Origin of the sequence: Streptosporangium sp. NPDC049644 (genome assembly GCF_040675205.1) — a bacterium.
In the GTDB taxonomy this organism is placed as follows: Bacteria; Actinomycetota; Actinomycetes; order Streptosporangiales; family Streptosporangiaceae; genus Streptosporangium; species Streptosporangium fukuiense.
The window spans coordinates 1-11,192 of record NZ_JBFAOJ010000162.1 but is presented as its reverse complement, the minus strand read 5'-3'; the positions used below and the strand labels follow the sequence as shown (position 1 = coordinate 11,192).

General features: G+C 65.8%; 12 protein-coding genes. 8 read left to right on the top strand and 4 right to left on the bottom strand.

Translation table 11 applies throughout. The features are described 5' to 3' along the window. Positions 1–799: 799 nt before the first annotated feature. The 6 genes from AB0J58_RS42525 (at position 800) to AB0J58_RS42500 (ending at position 6,813) form a co-directional block, all read left to right on the top strand. The gene (locus AB0J58_RS42525) at positions 800–1,822 is read left to right on the top strand and encodes a DUF6183 family protein (protein ID WP_364227053.1); all 1,023 of its coding nucleotides are present in this window, start codon (positions 800–802) and stop codon (positions 1,820–1,822) included. Continuing rightward, a complete protein-coding gene (locus AB0J58_RS42520) occupies positions 1,809–3,068 on the top strand; it encodes a serpin family protein (RefSeq protein WP_364227051.1) in 1,260 nt (419 codons plus the stop codon). Before AB0J58_RS42525 ends, AB0J58_RS42520 begins: the two co-directional genes overlap by 14 nt. Before the next feature lie 219 nt (positions 3,069–3,287). Further along, the gene (locus AB0J58_RS42515) at positions 3,288–3,647 is read left to right on the top strand and encodes a YciI family protein (protein WP_364227055.1); all 360 of its coding nucleotides are present in this window, start codon (positions 3,288–3,290) and stop codon (positions 3,645–3,647) included. 7 nt (positions 3,648–3,654) lie between these two features. Further along, positions 3,655–3,993, top strand: a complete 339-nt coding sequence (locus AB0J58_RS42510) for a YciI family protein (protein WP_364227049.1) — start codon at positions 3,655–3,657, stop codon at positions 3,991–3,993. Beyond that, the gene (locus tag AB0J58_RS42505; protein WP_364227046.1) at positions 3,990–5,234 is read left to right on the top strand and encodes a sigma-70 family RNA polymerase sigma factor; all 1,245 of its coding nucleotides are present in this window, start codon (positions 3,990–3,992) and stop codon (positions 5,232–5,234) included. The genes AB0J58_RS42510 and AB0J58_RS42505 overlap by 4 nt, the downstream gene beginning before the upstream one ends. Positions 5,235–5,319: 85 nt before the next feature. Continuing rightward, positions 5,320–6,813: an MFS transporter gene (locus AB0J58_RS42500; RefSeq protein WP_364227044.1), complete on the top strand. Its 1,494-nt coding sequence runs from the start codon at positions 5,320–5,322 to the stop codon at positions 6,811–6,813. A 95-nt stretch (positions 6,814–6,908) separates the two neighbouring features. Here the strand turns inward: AB0J58_RS42500 and AB0J58_RS42495 are convergent, their stop codons facing one another. Both AB0J58_RS42495 and AB0J58_RS42490 read right to left on the bottom strand, forming a co-directional pair. Beyond that, positions 6,909–7,406 carry an ATP-binding protein gene (locus tag AB0J58_RS42495; protein WP_364227042.1) on the bottom strand — a complete coding sequence of 166 codons (498 nt, stop codon included), beginning with the start codon at positions 7,404–7,406 and terminating at the stop codon, positions 6,909–6,911. A gap of 65 nt (positions 7,407–7,471) precedes the next feature. Next, positions 7,472–7,684, bottom strand: a complete 213-nt coding sequence (locus AB0J58_RS42490) for a hypothetical protein (RefSeq protein ID WP_364227039.1) — start codon at positions 7,682–7,684, stop codon at positions 7,472–7,474. A gap of 241 nt (positions 7,685–7,925) precedes the next feature. Between AB0J58_RS42490 and AB0J58_RS42485 the strand changes: the two genes are divergently transcribed. Both AB0J58_RS42485 and AB0J58_RS42480 read left to right on the top strand, forming a co-directional pair. Then, entirely contained in the window at positions 7,926–8,807 is an 882-nt protein-coding gene (locus AB0J58_RS42485; RefSeq protein WP_364227037.1) for a helix-turn-helix transcriptional regulator, read from the top strand. Next, on the top strand, positions 8,800–9,012 hold the full coding sequence (locus tag AB0J58_RS42480; protein WP_364227034.1) for a DUF397 domain-containing protein: 213 nt from the start codon (positions 8,800–8,802) through the stop codon (positions 9,010–9,012). Before AB0J58_RS42485 ends, AB0J58_RS42480 begins: the two co-directional genes overlap by 8 nt. 651 nt (positions 9,013–9,663) lie before the next feature. On the opposite strand, the gene AB0J58_RS42475 is transcribed toward AB0J58_RS42480, so the two are convergent. Both AB0J58_RS42475 and AB0J58_RS42470 read right to left on the bottom strand, forming a co-directional pair. Beyond that, complete coding sequence (locus AB0J58_RS42475) at positions 9,664–10,470, bottom strand: hypothetical protein (RefSeq protein ID WP_364227032.1); 807 nt, start codon at positions 10,468–10,470, stop codon at positions 9,664–9,666. After that, a complete protein-coding gene (locus AB0J58_RS42470; RefSeq protein WP_364227029.1) occupies positions 10,436–10,753 on the bottom strand; it encodes a hypothetical protein in 318 nt (105 codons plus the stop codon). The genes AB0J58_RS42475 and AB0J58_RS42470 overlap by 35 nt, the downstream gene beginning before the upstream one ends. Positions 10,754–11,192: the final 439 nt, after the last annotated feature.

The window sequence follows — 11,192 nt, the reverse complement described above, 5'->3', positions numbered from 1 at the left end:
CCGCAAGCAGGCCGGCTCCGCAAACGAGACAAACGATGCTAAAGTGACTATTGAGGCGATTACCTCTTAATAGTCACCGGATTACGGGTGGCCTTTTCAAACACCACCTCTCTGGGCGTGACCCCGGCGTTCAGGAAACAGCGACCTGGTGCAGGTCCATCCGCTGAGCGTGACCGCACGACCGGCGAGGTGCCAACCGAATCGAAAAGAGCGCACCGTCGGCCTGCTCGGCGTCGACCAGGCCCTCCGCTCGGGTTCGTGCGACCAAGTGCAAAGTAGCTCTGGGTGGTCGCCGTTGGGGAGTGGGTCAGCGATTCTGGCGCGGGGCGGATACCGGGCTTGTCGGCCCTGGCGTCCGCCCCGCACGGCGGCTCAGTAGTAGGTGTAGAGGCTGTAGGTCTGGGACAGGCTCCAGGGGCCGTCAATCTCGCATTTCACCCGGCCCGACGGCCAGCCGCCGAATCAGGTGGTTCACGTCCTGGGAGATGGTGTGTTGTGACAAGCACTAGAACCCAGGCGTCGCCACGGGGTCAGTTTTTCACCCGCCGTCGACACCCAGAGCACCAGCCGCCCGAAGCTCTCCCATCAGAGCGCTCTCGCACGACGGCGGTGACGCCCTACGGCGAGATCCACAGCAGCTCACAACCGGCGCACGAGCCCGTCCGGCTATCCATAAGGGTGTGTGGATGAGGAAAGAAACGACCATGTGGATGGAACCCGCGTTCACCGTACCCGCAGGTCGTGCCTGCGGTGTCTCGGTCACCGCGGGCGTCGGCGAATCGTCGTCGGGGACGCTTTTGTGAGCCGGTACATCAGCAGCGGGGATCCGCATGATCCGGATCTGTCACGCGTCCCGGTCGACGTCGAGGGGCTGGCCGACCTGGTGCACAACCGATACACCAGTAATCGCAGACTCCCGCAGATCCGTGACCTGGCCGCCCTGCTGGCCGAGAAGCGGCCGGTCCACCGGTTGCTGCCGCTACTGGAACGCGTCCCGGCCAAGCCCGACATGTGGGCGGAGCTGGTCGCCTGCCTGATGCAGGAGCTGGTGGTGCGCCGCGTCAACCTGACCCGGGTGCCCGCGGCGCTGCGCTGCGCGACCGCCCTGCGGGAGCTGCGCCATCCCCTCGCGGGACTGCCACTCAAGCGCTCCAAGGGAGAACGCCACATATACTCCTTCGACTTCCCCTGGCGAGACCAGAGCGAGTTCTACGTTCCGGAACACCCGCATATCGAGTGGATTCCCCAGCTCCAGGAAGGCACATGGGGGGGAGCCCGGGAGTCCACCCCGTTGTGGGACGCCTGGCTGGCGAAGGTACCGGTGTGTGAGTCAAGGATCGTGAGCACCAGGCAGGACGAGCGGCTCATCAACTCCGCTGTGCAGCACTGGGGTGAGCCCTCGCTGGCGGTGATCATCGAACTTCCCCGGCGGTTCGATCCCCGGGAGGTGGCATCGTTGTGGGTGAACGCGTTCCTGCCGGAGTCCCACAGAACCAAAGGCGCGCTGAACGGCCAGCTGGAAAGCCTGGACACCGTGGTGCGCGAGCTGCTCACCACGGCTTACTGCGACCCCCTCTTCTCCGAGAAGGGGTCGCGCGGTGGATATGGCAGGTTGAAGGCGTGGCAGTCGATCGCGGGCCTCGTGCGTGCCCCCGCCGACGCGTCCGTGCACCGAATCAACGAACTCGCCGCCCGATGGACGTGGATGGCGTTCAGACTCACCACACGGGAACCGTATTACGCGGACCAGGAGATCGCGATCGGCGCGCTCAGCCCAGGCGGGAACGTGCTGAGCCTGCTGGTCTCCCATGACACCGACTGACATCTCGCGACCGGCACGTCGGCGCGGGCGCCCCGCCGCCTTCGACTCGAACATGATCGTGGCCAAGTGGGTGTGGCGAAAGACCCCGGTCGACCCGCCGGTCGCGGAGACCGTGTGCGGGCTCACCGCCTTCGGTCACGCCCTGTTCACCGAGATCGCGGCCCCCGGGGCCAACGCCGTCCTGTCGCCGCTGAGCATCGGCTACGCCTTCGGCATGGCCAGGGCGGGTGCCACGGGGGGCACCGCCGCCGAGCTCGACAGGGTCTTCGGCTTCCCCGTCCAGGGACCGCACACCTCCCTCAACGCGCTCACCCGGCGGATCGTCACGGTCGGTGGCCCGCCACCCCGCACCGAATCGGGCGTCGAGCGGGACGCCGGGGCCAAGCCGGAGCCGCCGGTCGTCGCCATCGCGGGCGGGCTGTTCATCCAGGAGGGGCTGAGTGTCCAGCGGGGGTTCCTGCGCACGCTCGCCGCCCAGTACGGGACGGGCGTGCGCCAGGTGGACTTCACCCGGGACGCCGCCCAGGTCATCGACGCGTGGGCCGAACGGGAGACGGCCGGGCGGATCAGGAAGGTGTTCGACGACCTGGCGCCGCAGACCCTGCTTGTCATCGCCAACACCGTGTACCTCAAGGCCGAGTGGGAGACGCCGTTCACCGGCCCATCGGAACGGAACGCCGCCTTCACCCGGGCGGACGGCACTGCCGTACGGACCGACCTGATCCGCCATACGGGCAGCCTCCCGTACGCCGCTGGAGAGGGCTGGCAGGCGGTGGAGCTCCGCTACGTCAAGGGTGAGCTGGCGATGTGGGTGCTGCTCCCGCGGGCGGGCGGCTCCCCCGCCGGCCTGCTCGCCCCGGAGGTGATGGCGCGGGTGGCCGCCGGGCTGAGGGAGCGTCAGGTGGAGATCACCATTCCCCGCTGGGACTTCTCGACGAGTTTGGACCTCATGAAGTCGCTCTTCGGGCTCGGGCTCACGAGGACCGACTACTCCGGCATCGCCGACGACGTCGACCTCGACCTGACCCAGGCGGTCCACCACGCCACCGTGACCGTGGACGAGTGGGGCACCGAGGCCGCCGCCGTCACCGCGCTGGCCCTCGGGTATACGGGCCCACCCGAGCCCGTGCCCGAGGTGGAGGTGGAGGTGCGCGCCGACCGGCCGTTCGCCTTCGCGATCATCCACCGGCCGACGTTGACCCCGCTGTTCATCGGCCAGGTCACCGACCCGACCGCGAAGGGCTGAGCCCTGCACGGCCCCGGCGGGCGGGGCTCAGGGGTCGGCGGGGTGAGGCGAGGTGTTCAATGACGGCGGCGATTACTTCGCTGCCGGGCCGGGGGTTCGGAGCGGGCGGGAAATTCTCGCGGTCCGGTACCGCAAGAACGCGGCATCCGCTCCGACTCCATGGTGAACGGCGCCTTCGGGGGCGCCGCCCGACCGTTGAAGGAGACGACGTTGAAGTTCATGTTGATCATGCACAACAACCCGCAGATCTGGGACGCGCTGACCGAGGAGGAGCGCAACGAGGTGATGAGCGGCCACGGCCCGTTCATGGAGACCATCAAGAAGTCCGGGGAGATGATCGGCACCACCGCGCTGGCCGACCCGTCGCAGAGCGCCGTGGTCAGGGTCCGGGGCGGCGTCCCGGCGGTGACCGACGGACCCTACCTTGAGGCCAAGGAGTACCTCGGCGGCTACTACCTGGTGGAGTGCGACAGCCGGGAGCGCGCCCTGGAGCTGGCCGCGCTCATCCCGGACGCCGGTGTCGAGGGCCTCGGCATCGAGGTGCGGCCGGTGCTCTTCTCAGGCACGGCCGACGACTGAGCACCCGGTGAAGTTCCTGCTGAGTCTCTATCTGAGCACCGCGGCCCTGCCCGGGGAGGGGCTCGACCATGAGGAGTTCCTGGCCACGGCCGGGCAGGCGGGGGAACTGATCAGTGCTCACGTGTTCGCCGATCCGTCCATCAGCGCCGTCGTATGGGCTCGGCACGGCGTGGTGACCGTGACCGAGGGCCCGTACCTGCAGACCCCGGATCATGTCGCAGTCCAGTACGTGATCGACTGCGAGAGCCGGGAACGCGCCGTGGAACTGGCCGCCCTGATATCGGGCGGTCAGGCCGGCGGCGTGGAGGTGCGGCCGCTGATGGACTCGGCCGGGATGGAGATGTGAGCACGACCGAACGCCTCGGGGACCTGCTGCGCGAACTGGCGCCGCAGGTCCTCGGCGTGCTCCTGCGCCGCTACGGCGGGTTCGAGGAGTGCGAGGACGCGGTCCAGGAGGCGCTGCTCGCCGCGGCGACGCAGTGGCCCGCCGACGGGGTTCCGGACAGCCCGCGTGCCTGGCTGGTCACCGTCGCCTCCCGCCGCCTGGTCGACCAGGTACGCAGCGAGCAGGCGCGCCGCCGCCGCGAGGTCACCGCGGCGGTGCGGGAGGCGCCGGACGCCGACCTCGCACCGGCGCCCGGCGAGGAAGGCCCGGGTGACCAGGACGACACGCTCGCGCTGCTGTTCCTGTGCTGTCATCCGGCGCTGACGCCCGCCTCCCAGGTGGCGCTCACGCTGCGCGCCGTCGGCGGGCTCACCACCGCCGAGGTGGCGCGGGCGTTCCTCGTGCCGGAGGCCACCATGGCGCCGCGGATCAGCCGCGCCAAGCAGCGGATCAGAGTCGTCGGCGCCTCGTTCGAGATGCCGGGCGCCCAGGAGCGGGCCGAACGGCTGGACGCCCTGCTGCACGTGCTCTACCTGGTCTTCAACGAGGGCTACACCGCCAGTTCCGGACCCGACCTGCACCGCGCCGATCTCACCACAGAGGCGATCCGGCTCACCCGTACGGTGCACCGGTCCTTGCCGGATGACGGTGAGGTCGCCGGGCTGCTGGCACTGATGCTGCTGACCGACGCCCGCCGTGCGGCCCGCACCGGCCCGGACGGCGCCCTCGTGCCGCTGGCCGAGCAGGACCGGAACCGCTGGAACGCCGCCCTGATCGAAGAGGGTTCGGCGCTGGTCACCGGCGCCATGTCCGTCTCCCCCCTCGGCCCCTACCAGCTTCAGGCGGCGATCGCCGCGCTGCACGTCCAGGCACGGCGGGCCGAGGAGACCGACTGGGAACAGATCCGCCTCCTGTACGCGATCCTCGGCCGGATCGCGCCGAACCCGATGGTCACCCTCAATCACGCCGTCGCGGTCGCGATGACCCGCGGGCCCCGGGCCGGACTCGACATGCTGGAAAGCCTGGACGGCGACCCCCGGATCGCCCGCCACCACCGTCTCCACGCCGTGCGCGCCCACCTCCAGGAACTGGCGGGCGAGTACGCCGCCGCACGGGAGAACTACCGGCTGGCGGCCCGGCGTACCACGAGCCTCCCCGAACAGCGCTACCTACGAGACAGGGCAGAAAAGCTGGAGCGATAGCAGCTGTCCGCCCGTACCGATGTCAAGAAGCTCCCGACCGCTCCGACTGACCGGTGAGACATCGAGAGAACAGGGAGTTTCGGATATGCGAGTCAACCGGGCCTGGCTGGGACTGATCGTCCTCGTACTGCCGACGTTTCTCGTCGCGATAGACATGACGGCGTTGCTCCTCGCGCTCCCACAGCTGGCCGCCGACCTGGGTGCCACCAACGTCCAGCAGCTGTGGATCAGTGACAGCTACGGATTCATGGTGGCCGGTTTCGTCATCACGATGGGCACGCTCGGCGACCGGATCGGCCGCCGACGGCTGCTGATGATCGGCGGGGCGGCGTTCGCGGTGCTGTCGGTCGTGGCCGCCTTCGCGACCGGCCCGCTGATGCTGATCGTCGCGCGTACGCTGCTGGGTGTCGCCGGCGCGACCCTGGCGCCGTCCACACTTGCCTTGATCACCAACATGTTCCGCGACGAACGGCAGCGCGGGCAGGCCATCGCGATCTGGGCGACCTGCCAGTTCACCGGCGGCGCGCTCGGGCCCGTGCTCGCCGGATTCCTGCTCCAGCACTTCTGGTGGGGATCGGTGTTCCTGGTCGCCGTGCCGGCGATGGCGTTGCTGCTGCTCGCCGGGCCGGTCCTGCTGCCGGAGTTCCGCAGTGACCAGGCCGGTCGGCTGGACCCGGCCGGCGTCGGGCTGTCGCTCGCGGCGGTGCTTCTGATGGTCTACGGCGTCAAGCAGTTGACCGTCGAGAGCGTGCCGATCGTGCCGGCGGTGGCCCTCGTCGCCGGCGTGGTCGTCGGATTCCTGTTCGTACGCCGGCAACTGCGGCTGGAGACGCCGCTGCTGGACCTGCGGCTGCTCCGCAACCGCCCGTTCACGGCCGTACTCGTCGGGCTGGCCTTCGCCGGCATCGCCATGGCCGGTACCGGCCTGCTGGTGACCCAGTACCTGCAGAGCGTGCTGGGCTTCTCGCCGTTCGCGTCGGCGGTGCTGTTCGCACCGATGGGCCTGGGCGTGGCGGTCGGCACCATGGCCGCGCCGGCACTGGCCCGGCGAATGAAGCAGACGACCGCGATCGCCGGCGGGCTGGTGGGGTCGGCGCTGGGCAGCCTGCTGCTGGTCGGCGTCGACGGTGCGCGCGCCCTGCCGCTGGTGATGATCGGCATCACCGTACTGGCCCTGGGCACCGGCCCGCTGTTCGCGCTGGGCACCGGGCTGGTCGTCGGATCCGTACCACCGGAGCGCGCCGGCTCGGCGGCGTCGATGTCGGAGACCGGCAACTACCTCGGCGGTTCGCTCGGCCTCGCGCTGCTCGGTGTGGTGGCCGCGGTGGTCTACCGCAGCCGGATGGACGGCACATCCGACTCGCTGGCCGGCGCGGTCGCCGCCAGCCAGGACCTTCCCGCAGGCCAGGGCGCGGAACTGCTGCACACCGCGCGGGAGGCGTTCACCGCCGGCCTGCACGTGACCGGCGTCGTCGCCGCGGTCATCTTCGCCGGGCTGGCCGTACTGATCCTGACCATGCGCCCGGCGACCCGCACCACCCCGGCCGCACTCCCCGACTACGAGGCGACTCGCCCGTAGCACCCTGCCGAGGCCGACGTTGCGATTGTCATATCCGAACGTGGCACTCCACTGACAGTGATGACGGTGACGAATGCTCCCCGCCGAGGTCAGAATCACCGGGAGGAAAGGGGGTCGTGTCCTGACGGGTGACCGATCGCGAGCCGGAACCAGACGACCCCGCCCACCTCGTCGCCGTGATCGATGCCCCAGGTGCAAGCCAGGTGGTCCACCCAGCTCAGGCCGCGCCCGCTGAGGCTGTCGTCGTCGGTCGTCCGGATCATGGGAACACTGGTCGCCGAGCCGTCGTCGATCACCTCAACCTGGATCAGGCCGTCACCCAACCCCACGCGGACCGTGATCAGCCCGTCAGGCCCGGCCGAGTCGCTGTGCAGGACGGCGTTGGTGACCACCTCGCTGACCAGCAGTTCGAGCGTTTCCAGCGTCTCGGTGGCGGTCGGGTGACCGTCCAGGGTTCCCAGCACCCACCTGCGGGCGGCCCTCGCCGACTGCGCGATGCCGGGAAAGTCCCGCTGCCCCACGATCCGAAGGCCGTCCCAGCGCCTGACCGCCGCCTCCGCCGCGCCGGGGCCGTCCTGTTCCCGCGTGCTCACGCGGTCACCGCCGACGCGATCATGTCGGCCGCGTTGTTCGCCTCGGCCCAGATCCAGTCGCGCCGTCAGGTCACCGACCACCAGGGCCGCCAGACGAAGACCCAGCCGCAGGCCCGGCGGGTGACCTGGATCCGGACCCGAACCCCGCCAGCAGACATGATCTCCAGCACCGGCGCCCCTGCTGCGGGGATGACCACCGAGGTAGCCACCCCAAGAACCCGCAGGTCCCAGCCGAGCCGCACGAGGTGGATGTACTGCACTTGCTGCGAATCACGCACCGTGCCTCACCCTTTCAGTCGAACGATCTGGAAAGTGATGAAACGAACACTTAGCGTCACAAGCTGGGAGAATGCGGAGCGTTCGCTGGTGTTGCTGTGTGTAACTGAAGTCAAGCACTTCGATGTCTCGCTATGCAAGACTTCACTTCAAATCCCCAGTCCGAGGATTGACAATGCGGAGTGAAAGCGTGAGTGCTTTCATTCCGGGTGAAGGAAGTGCTTCATGGCGAGGGGGTGAGCGATGGCGGAGGGTGTGACGGGTTCGACGGTGTCGCGTCGACAATTGGGGCGATATCTACGTGATCTACGCACGCAATCACGGCTGACCGTCAGGTCCGCGGCTTCCAAGCTGGAGTGGTCTGAAGCCAAGATCTGGCGCATCGAGACGGGGCAGACATCGCTACGAAGCCTCGATGTCGAGACAATGTGTAAGATTTACGGCGCGCCGGCAGATCTCACGCAAGCGTTGATGGGCCTGGCAAAGGAGACCAAGGGGCGCGGCTGGTGGCATGCTTACGGTGATGTGATTCCGGAAGGTTTCGACCTGTATATCGGTCTAGAGGAAGCAGCATCAGATCTGGCCTGGTATCAGTCAGAGCTGGTTCCCGGCCTGCTCCAAACCGCCGACTACGCCCGTACGCTGATCAGCGCCGATAACCCCGGTTTGACAGAGAGCGAAATCGAGCGCCGGGTGCATGTGCGCATCGCACGGCAGGCGCTGCTCACCAGGGTTACCGATCCTCCGACGCTATGCGTGGCACTGAATGAATCCATTTTGCGCCGTCCGATCGGCGGTGAAAGCCTGATGGCGCGCCAGTTCGTCCGGCTGATAGAAGTCGGTGAACTGCCCAATGTCACGATCAGGGTGATGCCCTTCAGCCGCGGGTTGCATCCTGGCGTCATGTCGGGATCATTCGTCACGCTGCGGTTCCCGGTGAACAGCGATGGAAAAGAGATGGAGCCGCCCACCGTATACGTGGACGGCTTCACCGGAGCGCTGTACTTGGACAAGGAAAGCGAGATCGAGCGCTACGACGTCGCCTTCAGCGCGATCTGGGATGCCGCACTCGATGAGCAGGAATCGAAAAACCTGATATCTCAAATGGCGGGAAGCTATGAATAAGACCGATCTTTCGGGTACGACCTGGCGCAAGAGCAGCTTAAGTGACGGTCAGAACAACTGCGTCGAAGTTGCCACATTGACCGATGAGAGCGTCGGCGTACGCGACAGCAAGAGTCCAAACGGCTCCACGCTGATTTTCTCATCCAGCGACTGGCACATTTTCGTCAACGGTATCAAGGCCGGTGAGTTCGACAACCTGATTTAAGGCCAGGCATGCCGATCTTGGGCAGGCCGCCGATCAGGCGCCCGACGGAAGGAGTCGCGGGACGACTGCGCCCGAGCGCCCTCACGTTGTTTGGCGAACGAGCAGCCTGAGCGCCAACGGCGCCGGCCGCGTCCAGGTCGCCGTCGTCAACGGCTCCGATAGCCACAAGAGCCACGGCGTCGACAATGCCCACCCCGGTCGTCAGCAGGCGGCGACGCGATAAGCGGAATGCGGAGTCAGACACCGGCACCCCTTTGACCAGAGAAATAATGGTTGAGAACCATCATTTCCGTTTCTGTGCTCGGACGGCCATGACCATAAAGACGACAGTCGCTGTCAGAGACATCACCAACGCTGGATTGACGTAGGCCGGCACCAGATCGCTCGTCGTTCCATCTTCCCAATGACAGAGATTCCGGAGTGGGAACCATGTCCAGGAAGTAGGCGGGAAGCCCAAAGGCTTGCTGTTGCAATGTTCGCTGAGCGGGCGGAATGTCCAGAATTTCCCACTCCAGAATCCATGCACATAGACGGCACCTGCTACAAGCAGAGCCATACACGACATGGCGGCCCAGCGGCGATAAGTCACAGATCATACCCCGTTACCACGCTACGGCGATTGAATACGCGCACTCTCTTCGTTCAGCGGCATCATTCGAGAATCTCGGTGGCGTTGGCGTATCGCGTTTCCATCAAATTCTGCAGTCTCTGAAGCAAGTCTCGATTCTTTATGATGATCGCGTTTTGAGCATCGACATAAGCGGCCCGCCTGACACCGCTGTAGTTCACCTGCAGTCGGCACTGTTCGTCGGCAACAGCGGTCTTGATCTCTAGAGTGCTCACGGCACGGCGGCCGCGACCGGAGTCTCCCGCCTGCCAGCGGGGGTCACTTTGAGCCTCGAACGGCTCCTTGTAAGAGAATCCCTTGCTCTTCATGCAGCCGCTCCACCGCACTGCGGCCTCGGCGATCCGCTTATCCTTAAAACCTGTTGCAGCTGCGTCCTCCATCAGAGAATGCAGCCGTTTGAAGTCGTATTCTTTAACAAGCTTGGTTCCATCCAGGCCGGTTGCTCCAGCGTTGAGCGCCCGCTCGGCCTCGCCCGCGCACCCCATCTTGGGAACCTTAATCCCATTGACTCTCGAAGCACCGTACCCTGAATGAGCGGCAGCCTGCTCGGCCGGAATCACGAACATGCGAAGCCCGTCGAGTGCGGCAAACTCTTCAGCGTCTTGATCTTTCGGCCCGAGGTAGCCGTAATGTGGGACGTCTTTCTCGCCCAGCCAACCCAGATAGGCGGCATTCTTTGGATAACGTATAGGCGTTACATCATGCTTCGGCATCGTGAATCCAAACTTTTTTAGACAGGATCCCAGAGCCTTGAAGCGAGCTTCCTGTACATGTGCGCGCCGAACATTATCCAAATCATAAACATCCATCGGCAACGCAAAATCCTTCACCGAACCAAAAGGTGGGTAGTTGCTTTGGGGCACCCCTTGTCCGCCGTTCCACGTGTCGAGGTTGAGTGCAGAACAGCCACTCAGAAGAAAAACGACCAATGTCGATAAAGGCAGAAATCTCCATGTTCTCGATAAATCTCTTATCATGAAGCCCCATTTTAAAAATCATGGTACTGGACACCCATGCCCAGTACCATGAATCGTCGCCGGACGAGATGGCCGCATTGGTCATGCGAGCTCTGGTCGCCTTGTCTTTACCTGCGAGACCGGGTTCTACGATCACGCCTGCGACCTGTCGGCAGTGATCCGCTGATATCGCCCGCCGCCGCACTCGCCTGGCTGACGGCGAGTTACCTTGGCTCCAATACGAGGTCAGGTCCAGCGGTGATTCGTTCGATGTAGTCGGCGGCGACCCGTGCATCCGCTTGGGTGAGCAGATCACCGATCAGAGCACTCCCGTCGCATTGGGGTCAACGCCATGGGCATGGCCTTGATATGGTGCCGACCGCGCAGCGTAACTACTACGGCTGCGTACCTGTCGGTCTCAGGCATTCTTCCGGGACCGAGATCTCCTCTACATCACCACTTGAGCGGCAGCACCTACAATCCAGTAACTAAGTTTCTGGTTACTGAGGTTGAACTCGTGGTGTCGTAGGTTCTGACGTGCCTTGATTGCCGGGTACACCGACATCATGAGATACGCACAAGGCGGAGGACTGTCC

Coding starts and splice junctions, on each gene's coding strand:
- AB0J58_RS42485 (WP_364227037.1), top strand. CDS start 7,926: ATGGCGGAGGGTGTGACGGGTTCGACGGTGTCGCGTCGACAATTGGGG.
- AB0J58_RS42515 (WP_364227055.1), top strand. CDS start 3,288: ATGTTGATCATGCACAACAACCCGCAGATCTGGGACGCGCTGACCGAG.
- AB0J58_RS42520 (WP_364227051.1), top strand. CDS start 1,809: ATGACACCGACTGACATCTCGCGACCGGCACGTCGGCGCGGGCGCCCC.
- AB0J58_RS42500 (WP_364227044.1), top strand. CDS start 5,320: ATGCGAGTCAACCGGGCCTGGCTGGGACTGATCGTCCTCGTACTGCCG.
- AB0J58_RS42480 (WP_364227034.1), top strand. CDS start 8,800: ATGAATAAGACCGATCTTTCGGGTACGACCTGGCGCAAGAGCAGCTTA.